This is a genomic window from Sorangium aterium (assembly GCF_028368935.1).
In the GTDB taxonomy this organism is placed as follows: domain Bacteria; phylum Myxococcota_A; class Polyangia; order Polyangiales; family Polyangiaceae; genus Sorangium; species Sorangium atrum.
Map to the genome: position 1 here is coordinate 661,173 of NZ_JAQNDK010000005.1, position 23,079 is coordinate 684,251.

The 23,079-nt window shown below is 72.2% G+C and carries 14 protein-coding genes and 1 pseudogene; 4 read left to right on the forward strand and 11 right to left on the reverse strand.

Translation table 11 applies throughout. The features are described 5' to 3' along the window. Positions 1–20 precede the first annotated feature (20 nt). Both POL72_RS40810 and POL72_RS40815 read left to right on the forward strand, forming a co-directional pair. On the forward strand, positions 21–413 hold the full coding sequence (locus tag POL72_RS40810; protein ID WP_272102261.1) for a hypothetical protein: 393 nt from the start codon (positions 21–23) through the stop codon (positions 411–413). 63 nt (positions 414–476) lie between these two features. Further along, a complete protein-coding gene (locus tag POL72_RS40815) occupies positions 477–710 on the forward strand; it encodes a hypothetical protein (RefSeq protein WP_272102262.1) in 234 nt (77 codons plus the stop codon). A 44-nt stretch (positions 711–754) separates the two neighbouring features. Here POL72_RS40815 and POL72_RS40820 read toward each other — a convergent pair. Further along, a pseudogene (locus POL72_RS40820) lies at positions 755–1,922 on the reverse strand (IS3 family transposase). A 24-nt stretch (positions 1,923–1,946) separates the two neighbouring features. On the opposite strand from POL72_RS40820, the gene POL72_RS40825 reads away from it, so the two are divergent. Both POL72_RS40825 and POL72_RS52015 read left to right on the forward strand, forming a co-directional pair. After that, a complete protein-coding gene (locus POL72_RS40825; RefSeq protein WP_272102263.1) occupies positions 1,947–2,903 on the forward strand; it encodes a papain fold toxin domain-containing protein in 957 nt (318 codons plus the stop codon). Positions 2,904–3,104: 201 nt separating this feature from the next. Then, positions 3,105–3,407, forward strand: a complete 303-nt coding sequence (locus POL72_RS52015) for a DUF6334 family protein (RefSeq protein ID WP_373372311.1) — start codon at positions 3,105–3,107, stop codon at positions 3,405–3,407. Between the two features lies 1 nt (position 3,408). Here POL72_RS52015 and POL72_RS40830 read toward each other — a convergent pair whose 3' ends face one another. From POL72_RS40830 to POL72_RS40875, 10 genes are all read right to left on the reverse strand, one after another. Further along, entirely contained in the window at positions 3,409–4,971 is a 1,563-nt protein-coding gene (locus tag POL72_RS40830) for an Eco57I restriction-modification methylase domain-containing protein (protein WP_272102264.1), read from the reverse strand. A gap of 199 nt (positions 4,972–5,170) precedes the next feature. Then, the gene (locus tag POL72_RS40835) at positions 5,171–6,142 is read right to left on the reverse strand and encodes a hypothetical protein (protein WP_272102265.1); all 972 of its coding nucleotides are present in this window, start codon (positions 6,140–6,142) and stop codon (positions 5,171–5,173) included. Between the two features lie 78 nt (positions 6,143–6,220). Continuing rightward, on the reverse strand, positions 6,221–6,646 hold the full coding sequence (locus tag POL72_RS40840) for a MarR family winged helix-turn-helix transcriptional regulator (protein WP_272102267.1): 426 nt from the start codon (positions 6,644–6,646) through the stop codon (positions 6,221–6,223). 193 nt (positions 6,647–6,839) lie between these two features. Further along, on the reverse strand, positions 6,840–9,152 hold the full coding sequence (locus POL72_RS40845) for a sulfatase-like hydrolase/transferase (RefSeq protein WP_272102268.1): 2,313 nt from the start codon (positions 9,150–9,152) through the stop codon (positions 6,840–6,842). Continuing rightward, positions 9,149–10,243: a tyrosine recombinase XerC gene (locus POL72_RS40850; protein WP_272102914.1), complete on the reverse strand. Its 1,095-nt coding sequence runs from the start codon at positions 10,241–10,243 to the stop codon at positions 9,149–9,151. Before POL72_RS40850 ends, POL72_RS40845 begins: the two co-directional genes overlap by 4 nt. Positions 10,244–10,771: 528 nt before the next feature. Next, on the reverse strand, positions 10,772–11,080 hold the full coding sequence (locus POL72_RS40855; RefSeq protein ID WP_272102269.1) for a hypothetical protein: 309 nt from the start codon (positions 11,078–11,080) through the stop codon (positions 10,772–10,774). A gap of 160 nt (positions 11,081–11,240) precedes the next feature. Continuing rightward, on the reverse strand, positions 11,241–11,855 hold the full coding sequence (locus POL72_RS40860; protein ID WP_272102270.1) for a hypothetical protein: 615 nt from the start codon (positions 11,853–11,855) through the stop codon (positions 11,241–11,243). Next, positions 11,855–15,028 carry a hypothetical protein gene (locus tag POL72_RS40865; RefSeq protein ID WP_272102271.1) on the reverse strand — a complete coding sequence of 1,058 codons (3,174 nt, stop codon included), beginning with the start codon at positions 15,026–15,028 and terminating at the stop codon, positions 11,855–11,857. Before POL72_RS40865 ends, POL72_RS40860 begins: the two co-directional genes overlap by 1 nt. Next, positions 15,025–18,711 (reverse strand): serine/threonine-protein kinase, encoded by a 3,687-nt coding sequence (locus POL72_RS40870; protein ID WP_272102272.1) that lies wholly within the window; start codon positions 18,709–18,711, stop codon positions 15,025–15,027. The genes POL72_RS40865 and POL72_RS40870 overlap by 4 nt, the downstream gene beginning before the upstream one ends. Before the next feature lie 310 nt (positions 18,712–19,021). Further along, positions 19,022–22,555 (reverse strand): AAA-like domain-containing protein, encoded by a 3,534-nt coding sequence (locus POL72_RS40875; protein WP_272102273.1) that lies wholly within the window; start codon positions 22,553–22,555, stop codon positions 19,022–19,024. Positions 22,556–23,079 lie beyond the last annotated feature (524 nt).

Sequence of the window (23,079 nt, forward strand, 5' to 3'; positions counted from 1 at the left end):
GGTGAAGTGAGATGTCAGCCGTGGCAGACTCTGGGCACAAGCGTCAACCAATCGAAAATGTATCAGCCGTGCTTGCCATCAGATTGGACGAGCCATCGGCAACGTGGACTATTGATCTTCTGTGCTTGGATCGATTGCTAAGGTTCGTTCCGCTTGGTCTTGTCTATCTGAACTGCTCGCACGATTCTACCGATCGCGACGAAACTCGGTATAATGTTGTTGAGACAACTGCGGAGCACAGGGTTATGAGTGGCGAGGAGCTTCGTCGATACCAATATATTGAAAATGGGGATGCTGCTCGTCCATTTTGGATCGTTGGTATTCATGGAAGTGGTATGGTGATCGCCGTTGTGTGCGAGGACTTCTCGCTCGAGTGGCTCGATCTCGCAGAGCATTACCCGCATCTGGCATGACGCCGTCTACTGTGAAAGCATCTTCCCGGCCGCAAGGGCGAGACGTTGTTTGCTCTGCGGCCAGTGGGTTCCTGTAAGCCGGACGGCGACGCGACGGTGTACGCGCGGGTCAACGCGCTCGGCAAGACGAACCTCTTGCGGCGGGTGAGCCGGCCGCTCGGCGGGAGCATCGAGCTGGACTACCAGCGGGAGGGCAACCTAGTCGTGCCGAGCGAGGGGGCGCTCGGGGAGATGGATAGGGCGTGGAGGGAGCGCCGGGGGTGTACGGGGTGCATGCGTACCGGACGAGCATCGTGACGCACGCGGATGGTGGTCCTCCCCCGCTTCCGCGGACAGTTTCACTATGCCGCGAACGCGGTCACATAGGTCTTCAATTCGAACTCGATCGGGCTCACGTAGGCGAGCCGTGAATGCCGTCGTTTCAGGTTATAGAAGTTCTCGATGTCGTCGCCGATTGACGCGATGGCGGCCGCGCGCGTCGGGTAGTGCTCCTGCTCGACCAGCTCCACCTTCAGCGTCGCGAAAAAGCTCTCGGCCACGGCGTTGTCCCAGCAGTCGCCGGCGCGGGTCATGCTCGGGATGAGCCCATGCGCCCGAGCACTCCGCGGTAGTCGTCGCTGGCGTAGGGGCTACCGCGGTCCGAGTGGTGCACCAGCCCAGGCGCTGGACGGCGCGCCCTCAAGGCGGGCGCCAGCGCGGCAAGCGCCAGGGCGCGATCGTTGGTCGCGCTCGCGGCCCAGCCGACCACGCGGCGCGAGAACAGGTCCAGGATGACGGCCAGGTACAGCCAGCCCTCGCCGGTGGGGATGTACGTCACGTCGGTCACCCAGACCTGGTTGGGGGCTTGGGCCTCGAACTGCCGCGCGATCACGTTCGGCGCGATCGGGCCCTTGTGCCGCGAGTCGGTGGTGCGGCGGAAGCGCCGCTTGCTGCGTGCCGCGAGCCGCTCCGCGCGCATCAGCCGTGCGACCCGCTTTTTCCCGACACGGATGCCGCGAGCACGCAGTTCGGCGTGGACGCGCGGGCTGCCGTATCTGCCCCGGCTCTTGTGGTGCACGGCCCTAATCTGCGCGCTGAGCTGGGCATCGGCCTGGGCCCGCGCGGACTCCGAGCGACTGGCCCATGCGTAATAGCCGCTGCGCGCGACCTGCAGCACGGCGCACAGCACCAGCACCGGGTAGTGCGCCTTCTCCGCGTCGATGAACTCAAACCTCACTCGCTCTCCTTCGCGAAGAAGGCCGCCGCTTTTTTTAAGATGTCGCGCTCCATCTCCAGCCGCTTCACATCGCGGCGCAGCCGCTGCAGTTCCTCACGCTCCGCCGTCGTCAACGCCCCCGGCGGGCCGTGGCCCGCGTCAATGTTCGCGTGCTTGATCCAGTCGCGCAGCGCCGTCTCGGTCAGGTCGAGGTCCTTCGCCACCTGGCCGATGCTCCGGTCGCCCGCGGTCGCCAGCCGTACCGCCTCCGCCTTGAACTCGGGCGTGAACGCCATGCTCTTTCTCCGTCCCATCCCTGCCTCCTGGTGCCTCCGGGGGTGTCCCCAGAAGCGGGGGAGGACCAGGTCTCCGGGAGCCTGTTCAAGCCCTTGCAATGCGTGCAGTGCGCGAGTGCCATGGCTAATGCCTTGAAAGCTCGAGGGATTCCGGGGCAGGTACTGCAAATTCGTGCCAAGGCTGGCGAGTTCATCGCTAGCGACCTCGTCAAATCGGGCACGACAAGCATCACCCGGAACGGCTACCATGAGGCCGTCCGCGTCGGGGACACGGTCTTCGACAACTTCTTTCCCGGAGGCGTTCCATATCAGACGTACGTCGACTCACTGCACGCGATCGGCGGTGTGGCAATCAAAGCTGTTGGGTTTTGGAGAGCAGTAATGGGACTTGCGAGCGAGATCGACGCGATTCGAAAGAATCCGGGGGAGTACCTCACCGAGGCGTGCGTGCTGGCCCTCGGAGCCTTTCTGTTTGGGTATCGGATGGCGAACGAAAATTGCGCTCCGATTCTTCATGAGCTTACAAGGCGATTCGAGGGGCCGGATCAGGCAGACGCATGCACGCGAGCGTATCTGAGCGCTCGGAACACGGAGCATGCCCTTCGACGTGTGTTGGACGCGCTGAGCTCAATGCTTGCTGCAGAGCCGGCATTGACAGGTAGTCGGCCGGCGAATGCACAGCTCGGGTTTGTGGAGATCGTGCGCGAGCCTATCGTGAGTGGGCGAACGGGAATGGTGCTCGCTGAGCCTACCGTTGATTGGTGCGCGAACTTCTGGAAAGGCTTTCTCGCAGGACTGGACGAGGTCGACCCGAATGCAGCTCTGCATGAACGAGAGCGATTTGATTTGTTTGAACAATGGTTGTCCGATCGTTATGCCCAGTCGGGTGCTTCCTGGTATGCGATGATCCGTGTGTTCGAGGGAGCCGACATCAGCGGGCTTCGAGCCTTTGTTGCGTTATGGGAAGAGTTCAGGAGGTCCGTGTCAGGAATGGAATGAGCCCATCCTGCAAGGGGAGCAGGGCGTCGGAGTTTGGTCCTAATACCGTGGGAGCCGCACAACGGCTCTGGACCAAGCGGCAAAAATCACGGTCAGTAGACGGAGAGCGATGAGCGTGCTTGACGCGATGCGGCCATTTGTCGACGAAGGTAGATTGTTGACTGTGGCTGAAATGTACATAGATGAGGACCTTGGTTGGCAATGCGTCGGTGTCCGCCTCGCGTTCTCGGAGAAAGAGCTATTGCTTATGCAGAAGGAGTCGATGATTCAGTGCGTGTCTCGGAGGTTTTCCCCACTGCTCTTTCGGACGCGTCGATTCGTGGCACAGCGGCGCCTGTCGGATGGTCCTCGGCGATCGGATGTCCCATTCTATGGGCGTGGGTAATGACCAATACGCAGGGCAGGATCGATGGGTTGCAGATCGAGTTTGGTGCTGTTGACCATCCTTCGATTTCGCTGCAGATCCTGGTTCGCGCTTCGACGCTTGTGCTGCGTGTGCTTTAGTCTAGCAGGCGCTGCGCACATGCTCCAGGCCGAGCACCTCGCCGACGATCCGATCGAGCTCATCGTGTGGAAGGCCGGGATCAGGTGCTCGCCGCCCGAGCCGTTCGATCTGCTCGACCGTCGGATACCTGAGGTTCCTCAAGTCGGTTGCGTTCACCTGGGTGTGCCCGTTGAACTGTCGAACGTGTGTATCCACGAGCGTCGAGTTCAAGAAGGCCACGAGGCCGCGCGCCATCACGGCCGGCAGCCCCTTGCCGCTTCGGTGGAGCACGTTGAGGTGGTTCTCGAACCCGATCCTGGCTCCCGGCGCGCTCTCGGGCGTGAAGAGGGCAGCGACGACCCGCCGCCGCTCCTCCTTCGACGAGAAGCGCTTGACGAGCACGTAGTTCCCGCTGGGCATCCAGAGGTCGGCGGTCCCCGGGGCGTCCACGAGGGCGTTCGGCTTCTTGCCGCGTTTGGGCCAGCGAACGACGCCGGACGCGAGGTGCGTCGGGTAGATCAGCGGACCGGTGCCCCTGTCGGGCTCCTGCCGCAAGAACTCGCGCGCTCGGAAGTCGACGACCTTTCCCGTCGAGACGCCCACGTCCAAATCCGTCAATCGGGATGGCATGCGCGCGAACGCGGCAGCGACCCTCTCCCCGGCGTCGTCCGGCACCACGTGCACGAACAGCTCGGCATCTCCAGGTCGGACGACGTGTTCGAACGGCACGGAGCGGACGGACAACGGCCCGCCCCCGGGACCGCGCGACGACGAGATGGTGACAGAATCGCACCGGCCGCCCCTGACGGCGTGAATAATGACGTTCTCTTGAAGGACCTTGTCCTCCGCGAACGCCGCTTTGCGCGATTCGAAGACGTGCACCCTTCGCAGCGACATCTCTCGGAAGAACAGCTCCCGGAACGGTCGAAAGTAAGGGCCATTGCAGAAGCTCCGGGGGGTGATCGCGACGAGCTCCCCGCCCGGCTCCAGAAGAAGGATCGCGAGACCAAGAAAGGCCGTGTACAGGTTGCCGGTCTCGAGGCCCACGCGTCGCAGCGCCGCCCTGGCCTCGGTGTCCGAGTTGAGCTTCTTGTAGGGTGGATTCAGGATCGCGTGCGTGAACGAGCGCGGCATGCCCGGGCGAGGCCGGCCGCCGTCGAGTTGCTCGACGGCCGACCGGATGAAGTCTGCCTCGATGACGCGGGCAGTGAAGTCGATCCCGGCGCCGGCGCACTCGTCGCGACACGCGCGCGCCGACCGACGCAGGTACGCGGCGAGCCGCGGGTCGATCTCGAAGCCAGTCGCGCGGATCGCGCTCGGGCGTATCCGGCGGGCACATGCGCTGGCCGTGAACGCGGCGAGGAGGCTGCCCACACCGGCGCCGGCGTCCAGCACGCGGATCTCCTCGCAGGACCGCTCGAACAGCGACGCCATGAACGACGCCACCGGCGGCGGCGTGAGGAACTGACCCAGCTCGGACCGCGTGCGGGGATCGAGCGCCCGTGCGGCTTCGATGCGGTGGAGGTCGACGCGGTCGAGGAGCGGCGGCAGGGCGGCTGCCTCGAGTCTCGCTGCCCGGCTCATCGATGACGTGGTTACCGCAGCTGGGGCATCGAGCCAACCGTGCCTGGGCGGTGAACGCTCCGGGGGCGCCTTGCCAGCGAGGCGGCGCCCACGGCGCTCGAGCTCGACGCGCACCGGAAGGAGATGGACGGGTTCCAGCAGGCGCGCGCGTGCGGCGCGGTGAAGCGACCGTCCTGGAGGCCGCGGGCGGGCGCGCCGCTCAGGCCGCCTCTTGCCGCGCCGCCACCGCGGCGAGCGGCGGGATCCCGAACCGCTCGCGCACCTCGTCGAGCGGCAAGTGGACGACATCCCAGAAGTTCCAGCGATCGCTCAGGTCGACCTTGCAGGCCGCGCCGCGCGCCACCGCGCGCAGCACCCTGTGCGCGTCGAAGAAGCCCACCTCCGGCGCGGCGATGGGCGTGATCTGGATCCCGAGGTGGAACTGCAGGAGCACGAAGATCAGGTAGGAAAACCCGTCGCGCCGGATGAACCCGGCCTGGAAGGAGCCGGCCTGGATCTCGCCCGCCGGATCCGTGTCGTACGCCGCCAGCACGTGGCCGAGATCGTGAAACACCATGCGCTCGGCGATCGCGTCCCTGCTCTCGCCGGGGAACAGGAAGCCGCGCGCGGTGCAGTGCTCCCAGAACACCCGGCCGAACGTGCCCTCGGGCAGGAGCCCGAGCTGCTTGTAGCGGAAGGCCCGCGCGCGATCCTCGACGCCCGCGCCGAACAAGGGCCCGATGAGCCTGCGCACGCCGGAGAGGCCCGCTTCGTCCATGGCTTCGCGGATGAACGAGCCGAGGAGCCGGCGCCTCACGGCGGTCTGGGCGAGCCGCCTGTGGCCGCGCGCCACGAGGCGGAGCACGCCCACGCCCGGCTCGCGCACGCCGAGCGCCCGGTCGAGCGCCTCCACGGTGTCCACCTTGGCCGCCGTCACCTCGCCGTCCGCCATGGCGGTCACGAGCGCGAGCTGCACCAGGCGCTTGCGCCGGTGCCGATCCGGGATGGCGCGGGCCACCGCCTCGGGCGCGACGCGCGGCAGCGCGTCAACGTCGACGACGTCGATGCGGGCCCCGTGCAGGGCCGCGATCTCCTCGAGGACCCCGCGCTCCGCGGGCGCGAGCATGCCGTCGGCCAGGGCCACCTCCCGGAGCGCGGCGAGCGCGGCCGGGATCTCATGAGACTCAAGCACGACGATATCCATGTTGACCTCCTCTTCCCACAAGGGGTTTCACACACCACACCTCACGCGAGATTCGATGAAAGACACTCACTCTCGCCGGAACGCGCGGACCGCGATCAGCATCGCCGCCGAGATCTCCTCCGGCAGCGACCTGGCCGTTTCCATGATCACCCGCACCCGCTCCACGCTCGCCCGGTCGACAAAGCGGCGGCCGAGCGGCGTGAGCGCGAGCGTCTTCGCGCGCCGGTCCTCGGGATCCTCCTCCCGCGCTAGGAGCCCACGCTGCACCAGGCCATCGGCGAGCCGGCTCCCGGCCGAGGCCGAGAGCCCGAGCGACGTGGCGAGGGCGGTGACGCGCATCGCGCCCTCCTGATCGACGAGGTGCAGCGCGGCCACCTGCGCCACGCTGAAGTCCTCCTCGTGCAGCGTCCGCGCGAGCCCCGCGATGATGCGCGAGAACATCATCCGCGCGAACTGCTCGATCGGCGAGCCCAGGACCTTTTGCTTGCTCACAATATTATTGTTTACGCATTGATTGCTTATGCGCAAGTAATTTTCGGCGTGATCGCGTGCGGGTCCGTCCGCCGCGGAGATCGGACGAGGCCGCCGCGCGGCAGGCCACCGGCTCGGCGACGCGCCGCGCGGCCGGTCACCGGCGCATCACGTGCGTAGGCCGGTCACCTCTGCGCCGGCCCCCGCGCGCCGGTCACTTCCGCGCGCCGGTCACGTGGACCTCGCGGAGGCGCGCCCGCGCCGCCGCGTAGTACGGCTCGATCTCCTTCGCCGCCGGCGTGCCCCAGAGGTTCTTCCGCTCCTCCGGGTCGCTCGCCAGGTCGTAGAGCTCGAACCGGGCGCCGCCCGAGATCGTCAGCTTCATGTCGCCGCGGAGGAACGACCGCCGCGCGTCGTTGTACGGCCCTGCCGGCATGTCGATCAGCACGTCGCGCGCCTCGGCCTGCTCGCCCGGGGCGAGGAACACGTCGGGCAGGAGCGACGCGCCCGACAGGAAGTCGCTCGCGTGCGCGCCCTCGCCAGGCCCGGGCGCCCGCATCAGATCGAGCAGCGTCGGCGCGAGATCGATCAGGCTGCGCCGCGCCGAGACCCGGGACGGCGCCGCGCCCGGCACGTGGACGAGCAGCGGCACCCGCACGAGCTCCTCCCAGAGCTCGAAGCCGTGGCGGAACATCTTGTGCTCGCCGAACGCCTCGCCGTGATCGCTCGTCACGACGATCGCCGTGCGCCCGGCGAACGGCGCCGCCGCGATCGCGTCGAGCAGCCGGCCGATGTGCCGGTCCGTGAACGCCACCTCGCCGTCGTAGAGATCCCGCTGCGAGGCCGCGCCGAAGCCCGCCACGTCGTCGTGCCGGAGGTAGTCGGCGTGCGGGTCGAGGTAGTGGACCCACAGGAAGAAGCGCCCGCCCGTGTTCTCGGTCGACCCGAGCAGCCGCAGCGCGGCGTCGGTCAGCGCGGCGCTCGTCGCCTTGTTGTCGACGTCCCAGGGCGCGCCCTCGGGCGGCGCCGCGGACATGTCCACCACGTCGAAGCCGCGATCGAGCCCGCCGAAGCTGCCGAAGTAGCGGTGCCCGTGCACGCTCATCGTGCGCACCCCGGCGCGCTTCAGGCGCTCGGCGACGAACGTGTCCTCCTCGCTGAACTTGTTGAAATGCCCCCAGTTCCTGTGGGTCTCGCTCCCGTACTTGCCGATGAGCATCGGGCCGACGCTCTTGCCCGTGTAGGACGCGAGCGAGTACGCGCGCTCGAACACCGTGGAGCGGGCCGCGAGGCCGTCGAGGTTCGGCGACACGGGCCGCTGGTTGCCCGCGTAGCCGAGGTCCGCGCGGAGCGTGTCGACCGTGACGAGGACGACGTTCAGGTCCGCCGGCAGGCGCGCGGCGGACGACCCGGGCGAGTCGGCGCCCGGGGCCGCCTTGGGGGCGGGGGCGAGCGCGGCGAGCGCCGCGGACGTCAGATCGCCGCCGGAGCAGTCGTCGTCGACGCCGTTGTCGAGGATCTCCTGGGCCAGCGGGTGGACGCGCGCGTCGTGGTCGTCGCAGTCCCCGCCGCCGAAGAGGGCGGCCGCGTGGTCGCCGTCGCGATCGGCGAGGCGGCGCAGGACCGCGAGGCTCTTGCCCCCGACGGGCGCGCCGCGCTCGATCGCCTGCGCCACCGCGGGCTCCGCGTTGAGCGCGGAGGCGGCGCGCGTGGTGAGCGCGAGCGGCAGGAGCGCGGCGAGGAGCGCGACCGGGGCGCGCGCCGTCCGGACCGCGGCCGGCGCGAGGAAGGCCGCGAGCGCGACGACGAGCAGGAGCGCCGGGGCGCGCAGGTCGAGCTCGGGGCGCTTGAAGATGCCGTAGATGCCGAGGAAGCCGCCCTCGCCCGAGACGCCGCCCGTGGCGACCCCGAGCGCGAACAGGGCCGCGGCGATCCCGAGCGCGACGCCGCCCGTGACCGCCGGATCGACGCAGGCGGGGCGGCCGTCGCTGGCGTTGGCGAGCGCGCGCCGGAGCGGCGGCGTGAGGGCGAGGACGGCGAGGCCCGCGATGAGGCCGAGGCCGAGCGCGCCCGCGGCGACGGCGGTGCCCACCAGGAGGGGCGCGGCCTCGAGGCCGAGCAGGGCGCGGGCCAGGTGGGCGCACAGGGTCATCCAGAGGAACGCCGCGAGCACCGCGAGCGGCACGAACGCCGCGATGTCGGCGGGCCGGCCGATCGCCCGCACCCGCAGCGCGCCGACGAGCGTGGCCGGCGACGGCGGGCCCGACGGGTCGACCACGATCGCGGAGGCGCCCGCGAGCAGGCCGACGACGAGCGCGACGGGCGCGAACACCCCGATGTCGGCGAGGTAGGTGGCGAGCTGGAAGGTGGCGTCGTCGCCGGCGCCCGCCGTGGCCCACCCGGCGTCGAGCGACGCGGCCACGACGCCGAAGACGCTGGCGCCGAGCGCGCTCCTGGCGAGCCGCCCCGCCCACGCGCGGGCCAGCGTCGGGACCGCGGGGCCCGGCGAGCTCGAGGCTCGCTTCACGCCGGGCTCCGCTTCCGCGCCATGGGGTGAGCGGCGTCGTAGACCTTGAGCAGGTGGTCGATCGAGACGTGCGTGTACCGCTGCGTGGTGGCGAGCGAGGCGTGCCCGAGCAGCTTCTGGATGGCCCGGAGGTCGGCGCCGCCGTCGAGCAGGTGGGTCGCGCAGGTGTGCCGGAGCGCGTGCGGGTGCAGGTCGGCCCGGCCGGCGCCGAGCGCGCCGTAGCGCTGCACCAGCGCCTGGACGCGGCGCACCCCGATGCGCGCGCCGCGGCGGGACAGGAAGAGGGCGCGGGGGTCGCGGGCGCCGGTCGTCGGATCGGTGAGCTCGTCGCGCCGCTCGAGGTAGCGCTCGATGGCGGCGAGGGCGTGGGAGCCGAGCGGGACGATCCGCTCCTTGTTGCCCTTGCCGACGACGCGCACCGCGGCCCTGTCGGCCGGGTGCCGGTCGACGTGGGCGAGGTCGAGCCCGCAGAGCTCGGAGACGCGCAGGCCTGCGCCGTAGAGGGTCTCCAGCATGGCGCGGTCGCGGAGCCCCTCGGCCGTCTCGGCGCCGGGGATCTCCATGACCTCGGCGGCGGCGTCGACGTCCAGGAAGGTGGGCAGCGGGCGCCGGACCTTGGGCAGGGCGAGCTGGGCCGCCGCGTTCTTGTCGACCTCGCCGCGCCGCTCCAGGTAGCGGAGCAGGGCGCGGGCGGCGCCCACCTTGCGCGCGATCGAGGCGGGCGCGTGGGTGCGCGCGAGCGAGCCCAGCCAGCCGCGCAGGAGGAGCACGTCGAGGCCATCCACGGCCGGGGCCTCGTCCGGAGAGGGAGCCTCGCCGGTGGCCGGGGCCTTGCCGGCGGCCGGGGCCTTGCCGGCGGCCGAGGCCTTGCCGGCGGCCGAGGCCTTGCTGCGCGCTGGCGCAGGGCGGTGGTCGGCGTTCGCGGCCGCCTTCTCGCGGGCGAAGCGCGCGAGCTGCTCGAGGTCGCGCCGGTACGCGTCCACGGTGTGGCGCGAGGCCCGCCGCTCGGCCGTGAGGTAGGTCAGGAAACGCGCGATCGCCTGCTCCAGCGTGGTCCCGCCGGATCGATCGCCGCTCCGCCGCGCGTGCATCACGGGTTTGCCCTACCACCAGGACGGCGCCGCAGGCAAAGACTCGCCGCTGGCCGAGCTGGAGCGCCGCTCGGCCGGCGCCGCTGCGCGGCCCGGCGAGGGAGCCGGGCGCTGGCCGGAGGGGACCGCGGTCGGCGGTCGCCAGGTCCCGGCGGCAGGTGGAGGTCGCAGGGCGCGTCGCGCCATGCCCTGTTAAAAACGCACTTCACGGATCACGAGCGAACACCCACCCGGTGGGCGACATGGCGTGAGCGCCGTGCTGTCCAGGATGGTCCATGAGCTGCGCTGTCGAACCGTGAATGGGACTGCCGAGCAAGGCGGTGACGATCTGCTGTTTCGACGCGCGTGAGACCGACGCCCGCTCGCTCGCAGCGAAGGAGCCCCTCAATCGTCGTTGCCCATGACGGACCGCGACGGGATGCAGTGTAGGGCGAGGCGGTGCGTCGGCGCGAGCGAGGCGAGGGCCCGACGCCGGCCGGCTCAGCCGGTTGCCCCACGAGCGGCGTCTCCAGGGAGGGCAGCTCGACGTTACGTCAACGCTTCGGCCGCCGTCATGGCGGTGACGGCGCGCTCGAGCCACCGTTCCAGGACCTCGAGCTCGGTGCAGCCCTCGATGCGTGCGTCCTCCTCAGGACGCAGCGCGAGCTGCCGCTGCGCGAGCACGCTGCGCAGCGCAGTTCGGGCCTCGGAGAGGCGGCCCCGCTCGACCAGCTTCTGCTGCACGTCCGGGTTTGCGCCCAGCAGAGCCTGAAGGATCTCCCGCTCCCGCGCCTTGACCTCTGGGTCCTCCCCCTTGCCAACCCACCACAGCAGCTCTTCGCGCACGGTCGTCGACATCGCGGTGAATCTTACCATGCCGAGCACCCATGCGAGCGCCGTGTTCTTGGCGATTGGCCTGTTACGCGCGGCGGTGCATGCGCATCACGAGATCGCATTGCCAACGAGTTTTATTTTTTTCGGATCAGCCATTCCGCTGCTGGACTCGCAGCGCTTCGGCCTACTCGCACGCCTCGCCGAGGACGTACCCGTATTTGCAGATGCAGCGGCACTCGACCTCGAACTCGGGCTCGTTGCACGCCGGCCGGACCTGCCGCACCTGCTTCGCCGTCCGGCCCTCCCTGTCCTTCACCTGCACCACGATCTCGTAGTCGTGATCGAAGATGTCGCTGCTCGACCAGTTGTTCGGGCAGACTCCCACGTTCGCGAAGGTCGAGATGTCGGCGTCGACGCTCGCTCCCCAGCCGTCGCCGGTCGGCTTGAGGTTGACCGTCCTCGACTCGGACATCACACGCCCGGACATGGGATCGCGGAGCGAGCCCGACAGCTGGACACCGCAGGCGCTCAGGTTCGTCGCGCGGACGCCCAGGAAGAGCACCCGCCCGCCCTGCGGCGGCATGATGATGTCGATCCCGTCGCCGTCGCTCACCGGGTGCGCCGCGTCGCTCGAGTCGAGCGCGGTGACCTCCATGCGGATGTCGGCGCCCTCCTCGCCCAGGTACCCGAGCTTGCAGGCGTCCTCGACCGGAGGGGGATCCCCGCCGTCGTCGGCGCACGCCGGCGCGGCGAGCAGCAGCGCAGCGAGCCCACGGCTCGCCGCAGCGGGCCAGACCATCAGCGGTCCCGCCCCTCCGGCGCCGGAGGCTCATCCCCGTCGTCCTCCGGCTCCTCCCGCGGGATGGGCGCGCGCGGGCGCCTCGTGGCGCCCAAGGAGCTGGAGCTGGTCGGCGCCATGGTGATCGGCGCCATGGTGATCGGCGCCATCACCCGCGAGTCCGGCGTCGCGCGCTGGGACAGCGCGTCGCCGCGCCACCTGCCGTCGACGTCCGCCTCGGCCCGCCCCGGCGCCTCGCTGGACGTCGCGCTCCACTCATGAAGACCAGCCTGTGGGAAGGGCGTGCGCTCGGCCAGGTACGCCGCGAGCAGCCGATCGCGCTCGAGCTCTTCCGTGCTCGGCGGCGGGGGAGGATCGAGCGTCGGCAGCTCGTCGGTCCACGTCAGGTCCGCTTCGTCCAGGCTCGGGCCGGACCCGGAGCTGGAGAACGCGCGCGGCGCGTTCCGCTCCGTCGGGACAGGCTCCGGGGCGTAGCTCGGGGCACCACCCGGCGCATGGCTCGAGGCACGGGCCGGCGCCGGGCTGGGGATACGGGGCTGCGCGTAGCCAGGGGCACGGTCCGACGCGTGGCTGGAAGCACGGGCCGGCGCCGGGCTGGGGATGCGGGGCTGCGCGTAGCCAGGGGCACGGTCCGATGCGTGGCTGGAAGCACGGGCCGGCGCCGGGCTGGGGATGCGGGGCTGCGCGTAGCCAGGGGCACGGTCCGACGCGTGGCTGGGAGGACGTGGCGACGCGTAGCCAGGGGCGCGGTCCGACGCATGGCTGGAAGGACGGGGCGGCAGATAGCCAGGGGCGCGGTCCGACGCGTGGCTGGGAGGACGTGGCGACGCGTATCCAGGGGCGCGGTCCGACGCATGGCAGGAAGGACGGGGCGGCAGGTAGCCAGGGGCGCGGTCCGACGCATGGCTGGAAGGACGGGGCGGGGTGTACGTGGGCGCGTGATCGAGCGCGCTGGCGGGCGGATGCTCGGACGTGAAGGAGGGGCTCCGCGAGGTCGGCGGCGGCCCCGGCGGCGGCGGATCGATGGTCGGGAGCTCGTCGTCCCAGTCCCAATCCTCCGGATCGACTCGGGAATCCGACCGGCGCGCCGACGCGCCGAGCCGGAGATCACCCGACCTCCGCGACGCCGGGAACCCCGCCGGAGGGCCGATCGTCGGCAGCTGACCCACGCCCTGGTCCCGCGCCGGCGCGTCGTCCCGGCGCTCGGTCTGCCGCGACGGGCGCGTCGGCTCGGGCGCGGGCACGGAGTACCTCGTCGACGCGACCTGCCCGAAGGGCCGCGAGTCCCGCGGCAACCGCGGCGGAGGAGGGACCGCCATCGCCGCGCGCGCCGCCGCCGTCGAGGGGGGCGGCTGCGTCGAGATGAGGTTCTCGTCGCGACCCCGCTCGGCCGGCGCCGGGCGCTCCGCCTGCGCGGGCTGCCGCGGCTGCACGCTGGTCGGCGACGATCCGGCCTGCGCGGCGCTCGTGAGCGGCTTGCCGAGCCACGCGGCCTCCTTGCGCGCCTGCGCGGAGCGCGCGCCGTCCTCCGAGCGGAGCGCGCGCGGCGCGAGCGTGTCGCCCGGCTCCGTCGGCGGGACCTCGTCGCCGAAGAGCACCGGCGCGGCTGCCGTCACGCGCGACTCCACCCCCGCTGCGCCGCCCCTCCCGGGGCGGAAGCCGAACGCGGCGCGGATCGCCCGCTCGTGGTGAGGCTCGACCTCGACGGGCCGGACGATGAAGCACGGCTCCGCGCCCGGCGCCCGCACCGAGAGGTCGACGTCGAGCGGCGCGCCGAGGAGGTGACCCTGCTCGTCGAACAGGACGCGCACCGGCGGCTGCGCGAAGTGCGCGGGCGACAGCGGCGTCGAGAGGACGACCCCGAGCTCGCCGGTGCTCAGCTGCACGAACGTCCCGGTCGGGATGATGCCGAGCGCGCCGACGAGCAGCTTGCCGATCGCCCGGTCGGTCGCGCTCTCGGCGCCCGCGATCATGCGCTGGAGCACGGCGTCGAGCGACGAGGCGCCGCCCGACGCGGTCTCGATCGTCGGGAAAGGCGCCGTCCGGAGCTCCGTGAACTGGCGGGCCGCCGCGAGGATCCGCGCGAGCACCGTGGGGCTGCGCCGGCCGCCGTAGAGCGGGCCCTGCCGGCCGCCTTGCCGGAGCCCGAGCGCCTCGTAGGCGATCACCGTGCGCGTGATCGAGGGCGCGTGCAGCTTGCCGAGCGCCGTCAACATGACGGCCGCGCTCGCGGGCAGCCGCTCCTTCTCATCGTCGCTCAGGCCGCGCTCGAGGAGAGAGCGCGCGACAGGCTCGCCCCCGTCGGCCGAGCCGGCGAGCACCCCCGTGAGCCGCAGCCGGCTCACGTCGTAGAGCAGCGCCGCCGTGACGAGGCTCCCGAGCATCCTCCTGTCGGTCGTGAGCTGCCGGGCGATGCCCAGCGCGACGATCGCCGTGGACACGCTGATGCCCGCCTCGTCCGGGTCGGCGATCTTGCCCGCCGCGACCGAGAGCAGGAGGCGCGCGTCCTCCTCGGCCGCGGCCACGAGCTTCTGCGCGACGCGCTTCACCCGCTGCGGCAGGATCGCCGGGGACGAGCGCAGGGCCGCGTAGAACGACCGCATCACGAGGATCGCCGCCGCGTAGGTGCGGCTGATCCGGCCGATGCGCGTGCCGTCGCCGTCGATGGCCCCGCCAGGGAACGGGTTCGTGAGCTTGCGGACCCGGACGCCCCTCAGGCTCGACTGGAGGAGCCGCGCGGCGATGCTGCGGTCGCGCTGGGCGTCGGCGAGGAGGCGGGCGAAGGCGGCGAGCTCGGCGCGACGGACCGTCTTGTCGAGCACGAGCTCCGAGACGTCGCAGGCCTCGAAGAAGCTGCCGAGCTCCAGGGCGACCTCGTACGTCTCGCGCGAGGCGCGGAGCATCTGGCCGTTGATGAAGAGGGTGTTGCCCGCGAACACGATCGTCGCGGCCTCGCTCCCCGACAGCTCGCAGAACTGGACGATGCTGTCGATCGCGGATGGAACGAGCGACAGCACCGCCTGGTTCGAGTCGCTGTGCAGGAGGCACGCCTTCGCGAGCCGGTAGATCATCTGCACGAGGCCGAGCGCCGCGCGGCGCCGCACGTCGGCCTTCACGCCCGAGATCGCCGTGTCGCCGGTGCTCTCGTGGAGGTTGGCTTTCTCCTCGCTCACGGCTTCCTCCCGCCCCGGGGGGACGGAGACGGCGCCGGCTTCGTCGAGGGGACCGCGCTGCTCGGCGCGGGCTCGACGGCCGTGCGGGACGGCGCGCCGAGCGACAACGAGGCGGGGCCCTGCCGCACGCTGTACGGCGTGGCGCTGGCGCTCGAGGGCGGGGCGGGGGACCTCGGCGGCATGGCCGGGCGCGGCATCGACGCCGGCATCGGCGGCGGCGCGGCCGTCGGGGTGGACGACGCGGCAGAGGAAGGCGGCGGCGGCCCACGCCGGCTGAACGGCACGGAGGTGGGAGGCGCCGAGGCGGCGCTCGTCGAGGCGGGCACCGGCGACACGAGCGGCGCCCTGTAGGCGGGTCGGCCGGCGTCGCCGCCGTTCGGGGCCATGGTTCCGGGGCGCGGGGTGCTCCACGGCTCGAGCTGGTCCGGCAGGCTGAGCGGCCCGCCCGGGCTCACGCGCCGGACCGAGACGGGTGAGTACGAGCGCTTTGCGCGGGAGGGCGGCGCGCTCGCGTCCGGGGGCGCCGGCACCGGCGGGCGCTCGCTCGGGCGGGTCGGCGCGACCAGGCGCGCGGCGATCGCGACCGCGGCGCGCGCGGCGGCGTCGCGCACCGGCGGGGTGTTCCACCAGCGCGGCTTGGTCGCCTCCTTGACCGCGCGGAGCGCCTCGTAGCTCCGCGCCTGGCAGAGGAAGTGCGCGGCCAGCTCGCGGGTCTGCTCGATCGCCTCGGACGGGATGAGCTGGCGCTTCTCGAGCAGCTCGATCGCGAGCTTCTCGGCCCGCGCGGGGTTCAGCTGCGCGACGGTCTCGAGCCACTGCCGCCGCTCTGCCCCCGAGAGGTCGTGGAACGACGGCGCGACGATCCTCCGCACGAGCGTCGGGCCCGCGGCGAGGACGCCGAGCTTGCCGATGAGGCGCAGGGCCTCGCAGCGCACCGGCGGCGCGGGGTCGTCGAGGAGCTTCTGGAGCTCGTCCCGGACGCGCTCGGCGGCGGAGCTCGCGGAGCCGCTCTCGCTCGCCGCGGCGTCGGGGAGCTCGGCGAGCGCGCTGATGCGCACCTCGACGTGCGGGCTCACGAAGCCCGCCTCCAGCGCGGCGAGGGCGCCGGGGGTCTTGAGCTGCGCGAGCAGCTGGAGGAGCGTCAGGGCGAGGGGGACCGGGGCGCGAGAGAGCAGGTCCCCGAGCTCGGCCTCCCGGCCCGGCGCCCACCGCCGCATGTACGCGAACAGGACCTCGCGCAGGCGCTCGGACTGCACCGCGCCGTGGCACTGGCATGCGGCGCTGAAGAGCGAGCCGTCCTCGAGCGCGTCGAGCGCGTGGGCCAGCCCCTCGACGATCGCCGGGTCGAGCGGCGCCACGCTCCGGCTCGCGCCGGTCTGTGCCGCGTTCCGGCTCGCGCCGGCCAGCATGGTGTTCCGGCTTGCGCCGGCCTGCGCCGCGCTGCGCCCTGCGTCGGCCTGCGCCGCGCTCCGGCCTGCGCCGGCCAGCATGGTGTTCCGGCTTGCGCCGGCCTGCGCCGCGCTTCTGCCCGCGCCGGCCTGCGCTGCCACGCCTGCGGACGCCGCGCCGCCGAGGGCAGCGCCTGCGGACGCGGCGCCGGTGGCCGCCGCGCCATGGCCCGCCGCGCCGGGGGCTGACGCACCCGCGGCCGCCGCGCCGGCGGCCGCCGGCTCCTCCGGGTGAGCCGTCGCGAGATCGTTGAGGATCGCCCTGAGCGCCTCGACCGGGAACATCGCCTGCGCGAGCGCCCGGTCGACGGCGCGCGGCGAGAGCTGCGGCAGCGCGGCGCTCGCTCGACTTGCCGCACCTGCCGCACCCGTCGTACCGCGCTGCATGCCGTCGAGCCGCGCGAAGAACGCGCGCCGGAGCATCGTCTGCACCTCGAACGCGAGCTCGTAGCTGTGCAGGACGATCTGGTCGGCGGTCCACGCGGTGAGCGCCCCCGTCATGCGGACCTCGTCGCCGTGCCGGACGGCGTCCACGTAGCCGTCGACGAACGCGTCCATGTAGCGCTCGTTCCACTGCTCCGACGGCAGCGAGATCTGGGCGCCGAGCGTGCTCCGGGTCAGCGGGTCGATGGCGAGCGCCGAGGCGGCCGCGCCGGTCTCCGCGAGCGCCGCCTCGACGTTCCTCTGCAGCGCCCTGCCCGCGAGCGAGCTCTCGTCCCAGAGGCTCTCGATCTGCGCGAGGGCGCGCGCCCCTACCGCGACCTCCCGGCACTGCTCCTCGAAATCCTCCAGATCCTCGTCGCCCTCGGCGAACTGGTCGATCGCCATGTACGCGATGTGTTCGAAGCGCCGGTCCCAGAGCGCCGTCACGGCGTCGTCGTCCTCGCCCATGCCGAAGCTCTGGTCGCGGAGCAGGATGGCGGCGAAATCGCGGAGCTCGGCCTCGGTGATGCCGGCCTTGATCTGGATCTTCCGGATGCCGTCGGCGAAGAGCTGGTAGGGGATGCGATCGAACGGGGGCCTGTCGGGCTGCCAGATCGGCTGGCCGCCCGAGGTGAACGCGCTCGGGGTGACCTCCCAGCGTACGCCGAGGGGGTTCTGCGAGAGCGTCCGCGTGATCTCGTCGAAAGCGAAGTGGATGCCCTTGTTCACGTGGGGGTGGTTCCACCCGTACTGGCGGATGTTGCTGAGCACGAGCGCGAGCTGCTTCCAGACGCCGACGAGCCGCTGGCAGGTCTGCTCGACGAGCGCGATCGACGGCGGATCCTGGTCCTCGTCGATGGTGTCGTTGCCGCGGACGAGCACGCGCGGCGCCTTCTTCTCGCGCGAGGGCGTCAGCTGGCCGGCGGCGTGCGCGGCCGTCAGCCGGCGGAGCTCGCCGCGCATCGCGGCGGCGCTCTGGAAGCGGCCCCCGCGCTCGAAGGCGAGCGCCTTGTCGACGAACGCCACGATCTCGACAGGCAGGTCGGGGACCTCGGTCGCGATCGACGGCGCGGTCTGCGTCGCCGCGAGGAAATACGACTCGGACTCGCTCCGGCCGCGGTTGAGCCGCTTGCCCGAAAGGAGGGTGAACAGGCTCGCGCCGACCGACCAGAGGTCGGACCGGCCGTCGATGCCTGACACGCCCATCGCCTGCTCGGGCGACATGAAGGCCGGCGTGCCGAACGTGAGCCCCGCGCGCGTGGCCTGCCGCTCGGGATCGCGCATCCGGGCGATGCCGAAGTCGAGGACCTTCACGTGGCCGGCGCTCGTGACGAAGATGTTCGCCGGCTTGATGTCGCGGTGGACGATGCCGATCGAGTGGCACTTCTCGAGCAGATCGAGCACGACGTCGAAGACGGGCAGCACCTGGGCGACCGGGAGGGTGCCGCCGGCGCTGCTCGCGAGCCGCTGGAGCGTGGTGCCGGAGAGCAGCTCCATGACGAGGAACGGCTCCCCGCGGTCGCTGAGGTCGTCCTCGACCACGGCGACGCGCGCCGGGTGATCGACCCGGTTCGCGATCTTGCCCTCGCGCAGGAAGCGGTCCCGCAGCTCGGCGTTGCGCGCGAACTCGATGTGGAGGACCTTGACCGCCGCCCGCGTCCCCCTGCGGTGGGTCGCCGCGAACACCGCGCCCATGCCGCCGACGCCGAGCAGATCGTCCAGCCGCCACTTGGCGTTCAGGGCTGTCCCGATCCGCGCAGCGGCGGTGTCCACGAGGTTGGGCTCCTCGGCGTGCAGGTCGAGCGGGGCCATAGACCGGGCAGCGATCAGGGGCCGCGCAGTGCGCGGCAGAGGGCGAGCAAGCCTGGCCGAGCATACATGGTTCCCGCTCAAGCGCGAACCATGACAAGAACGTCCGCCCCCACGGAATAAAGGTGGGAGAGGCATCCTGTGGGGCTGCTGCCATGCGCCTTGCCGCTCGCAGTTCGCGTTGGTTCACGCCGGTTCACGTCGGTTCACGTCGATTCACGCCGGTTCACGTTTACGCGTGCAGCCGATAGACGAGCACGGCCCAGCGCGGAGAGCGCCGACACTCCCGGACAATCACCGACGATTCCCCGCTTCAGCGCACGTCCAGCCGCGGCGCTGCGCCGGCGTCCTGCTCGGGGGCGCCTGGCCACTCGGGGCACGTGGCGCGGTAGTCGATGCCGGGCATGAGCTGCGCCCATTCCTCGCGCGTGAAGTTGCGCCCGGCGTAGGCGCACGCGCGCGCCATCAGGGGCTCGGCCGCGATCGAGAAGACGCGCGCCGCGCCGTCGTTCGCGGCGGTCACGACCCGGGTGGCATCCGGGCTCAACACGGCGTCCGTCAGCGTGACGCCCTCGGCGCGGAGGGTGATCGCCTCGCCCTGCCCGTCGACGGGGAGCACCCGCGCGATGCCGTCGCTCGACACCGCGACGAGGCGCGCGCTGTCGCTGCTGAACGCGACGGTCCGGACCGCCGCGCCGAGGCCGCTCAGGAGGAGGGGCTGGCCCTGGCCGTCGACGCGGAGCAGCCGCACGCAGCCGTCGAGCGCGGCGATCGCGACGTGGTTCCCGTCCGGGCTCACCGCGATCGCGGCGATCGCGCGATCCTCGTACCCCGACGGGAGGACGCGAGGGACGCCGCGGCCGTCCGCGGGCCACACCTTCACGTTGGGCCCCGACGTCGCCACGATGTGCTGGCCATCGGGGCTGAACGCCGCCCTGAGCAGCCCCGCGCGCTCGTCGCGCAGCACGACGGGCTCGCCCGGGACGCCGTCCTCGAACACGCGCAGGATGCCGTTCCACGAGGTCGTGACGATCCGGGTGCCCTCGGGGCTGAAGGCGACGCCCACCACCCGGTCGTCGTGGACGCCGAGCACGATCGGCTGGCCCCGCCCATCGGCGCGCCAGATCCGCGCCGTCTTGTCGGCCGAGCCGGTGACGACGCGGCTCCCGTCGGGGCTGAAGTCGACGCTGAGCAGGTGGTCCTCGTGCCCGCGGAGGACGACGGGCTCGCCCGAGCCGTCGGCCCGGAAGACGCGCGCGGTCTTGTCGGTCCCGGCGGTGGCGATCCTGCTGCCGTCGTGGCTGACGGCGATGCCGGTCAGCGGCCCCGCATGGCCGCGCAGGAGCAGCGGCTCGCCCGGCCCGTCGAGCCGCCACACCCGCGCGGTGCCGTCCTCCGACGCGGTGACGACGCTCGCGCCGTCGCGGCTGAAGGCGGCGCTGTTCACGACCCCCTCGTGGCCCTCGAGGACCATCGGCGCGCCCTTGCCGTCCGCGCGGAAGACGCGCGCGGTCCCGTCCGCGGAGGCCGTGACGACCGCGGCGCCATCGGCGCTGAACGCGACGCTGCGCACCGCGCCCTCGTGCCCGCGGAGGACGACGGGCTCACGCCGGTCCGCGCCGAGGATGCGCGCCGTCCCGTCGCCCGTCGCGAGGACGACGCGGTCGTCCACCGGGCTCGTGTCCGCGCCCTCGACGCCCGGCCCGAGCCCCTTCAGCGCCGCGGGGGCGCCGTGCCCGTCGGCGCGGACGACGTAGACCGTCCCGCTGATCGCCGTGGCGAGGATCCGGGCGCCGTCGTGGCTGAACACCGCGCGCCGGATGAGCCGCTCGCCCAGGGGCACGACGAGCGGCGGCTCGCCCTCCATGTCGGGGCGCCACACGTAGATCGCGCCGCCCGTCGTCCCCGCGACGACGCGGCTGCCATCCGGGCTGAACGCCACGCTGGTCGGCGCGACGTCCCTCGTGCTGAGCGCGCGGTCCTCGCGGCCGTCGGGGCGCCACAGGCGCACCGCGCCGTCGGTCGACGCGGTCGCCAGGAGGCTCCCGTCGTGGTTGAACGCGACGGCGACGACGCCGCCGGGGGTGCGGGCGCGCAGCACGAGCGGCTCGTCGTGCCCGCCGAGGCGGAAGATCCGCGCGGCCCCGTCGGCCGAGGCGGTGGCGACGAGGCGGCCGTCGGGGCTGAAGGCCGCGTGCTGGACCGCGCCGCCGCCCCCGACGAGCACCTCCTGGTCGACGGCGGGGCCCCAGACCGCGTCGCCGAGCGCCTGCACCACGGCGGGGCCCGCGGGGCGGCCGCTCGCCCTGGCGGCGAGGGCCGCCTCCACGGCGAGCAGGCGCGCGCGGGGCAGCAGGCCCTCGGCGCGCTCCTTCGCCGACTGGGCCGCGAGCCGCCGGGCGTCGTTCTCGCGCGACTCCTGCTGCGCGCGGAGCAGCGCCCGCTCCTCCTTCCCCATCTGCCAGACGAGCACGAGGATCAGGCCGCCGAGCAGCGTGACGGCGACGGCGAGCACGGTGATGAGACGCCGCGTCGATCGCCTCTGGCCCTCCGCCCGCGCGCAGGCGGAGAGGAACGCCGTCTCCTCCGCCGAGAGGTCCCCCCGGCCGTCGCACCACGACGTGAGCTCCGCGAGCGCCACGCCGCCGACGAGGTAGTCGTCCCTCCGCCCGTGCGACAGCCAGCGCGCGAGAGGCTCCCTCGTGGCCCGGTCCGCCTCGCGCGACAGGACCCACGCCCGGTCGAAGACGCGGCGGAAGACGCGGTTGCGCACGTCGAGGTACGGCGCGCCCGAGGCCGCCGTCCGCTCCACGGAGAGCCCCGAGAGCAGCAGCGTCCGCTGGATCGGGTCCCCGGCGTCGACGCCCACCCGGTGGCCATCGAGCAGCTGCTTGTACAGCCGGAGGAGCGCCGGCGCCCGCCCGCAGCGGGGCCCCTGCGCCTCCAGGCATCGCTCCGCGTGGCGCAGGTTCGGGTCCTCGGTCCGGCCCTGGTCCAGGAACCGCCGCGCCACGGCCTCGTCGACGTCGAGATCGCGCCGCTCTCCGGCGAGATCGGCGCAGAGCCGCTGCGTCATGTAAGGGTGCCCCGAGGTCCACGCGAAGACCGCGTCGAGCAGCGCGTCGGGGTCGGCCGCGAGCCCCTCCAGGCCGGCGCGGAAGCCGCGCACCTCGGCGCGGGTGAAGTCGTCGAGCCGGATCGGGCGGCCGATGTTGAACGGCGCGCGCGCCGGATCCGCGGCGAGCTCCGAGGGCGCCGCCGCCCCGAGCAGGCAGAAGGTCAGCCGGGCGTTGGCGGGGCGCTCCGCGCGCCGGTTCACGAAGGCCCGGAGGATGGCGAAGAAATCGTCCCGCGAGAACGGCAGGTTCAGCGTGGCGTCGACCTCGTCGATGAACAGGACGATCGCGGAGGAGATCTCCACGAGCACGACGTCCTCGAGCCAGCGCAACCAGCAGTGCACCGGCCCGAGGTGCCAGTGCGCGTCCCAGAACTCGTCCGGCGGCTCCAGCCCGAGCTGCTCGGCGATCTCCGAGGCGAGCCCGAGGTACCAGCTCACCGGCGAGGTGGTGTCGGTGCCGAGCGCCCCGAGATCGACGCTCGCACACTCCACCTGCTCGGCGCGGAGCCGCATCGAGACCTGGAGTCGCAGGCTGGACTTCCCGATGTGTCGGGGCGACAGCACATAGCAGAGCTCTCCGCGCAGGAGCGCCTCGAAGAGCTCTCTGTCCGCGGGGCGCTCGATATAGATCACGCCCTCGCCCACGGTCCCGCCCGCCTGGAACCGGCGCCTGTGATCTCGGGCACTGGCCTTCGCCTGATCGAGGTCGGGAGGCGCCGAGAAGGTCACGAATCTGACGGTGCCATGCGACGCCAGGACCGTCAACGGAACGACAGCCCGTGTCGCTGGCGTCCGCGGTGAAACAACAGGGCTCGCGACGGCGCGGTGAATGTCACGCGAATGTCGCCTCGACCGGATGGGCTGGCGCTCACGCGATCGGGACTCGTCCGCGGAGGCGCCGGCGACGCGCGGCCCGGGCTCTGCTGTGCGCCTGCGCGCCTGCGCGCCTGCGCGCCTGCGTTGCGCGCGGCGCGATTGCGTGTGCGCCGATCGTGTCGCGCCGCGAAAGCCCGCTTTTACGTCCAGAAATCGTGGACCGGTCCACTGCTGCCGGTGTAGCGTCCGCGCCGTGCGAGGTGCGTTGAGGGTGGGGCAGAATCGCGTCGTGGCCGCGCTGGCCGCCGTGCCGCTGCTCGTCTGTGCATTGCGCTCTGCGGCTCGGAGGGCTCCTGCGGATACTACGGCTTTGCCTGACACTCCAGAAGTGCCTGCCGGAGCGCGCGGGCGGCCTGACCCGGACGCGCTCGCGCCGG

Bases quoted from the DNA above. Each gene is read 5' to 3' on its own strand.
- POL72_RS40870 (WP_272102272.1), bottom strand. From the start codon at position 18,711: ATGGCCCCGCTCGACCTGCACGCCGAGGAGCCCAACCTCGTGGACACC.
- POL72_RS40855 (WP_272102269.1), bottom strand. From the start codon at position 11,080: ATGTCGACGACCGTGCGCGAAGAGCTGCTGTGGTGGGTTGGCAAGGGG.
- POL72_RS40850 (WP_272102914.1), bottom strand. From the start codon at position 10,243: ATGCACGCGCGGCGGAGCGGCGATCGATCCGGCGGGACCACGCTGGAG.
- POL72_RS40860 (WP_272102270.1), bottom strand. From the start codon at position 11,855: ATGGTCTGGCCCGCTGCGGCGAGCCGTGGGCTCGCTGCGCTGCTGCTC.
- POL72_RS40830 (WP_272102264.1), bottom strand. From the start codon at position 4,971: ATGAGCCGGGCAGCGAGACTCGAGGCAGCCGCCCTGCCGCCGCTCCTC.
- POL72_RS52015 (WP_373372311.1), top strand. From the start codon at position 3,105: ATGCGTCGGTGTCCGCCTCGCGTTCTCGGAGAAAGAGCTATTGCTTAT.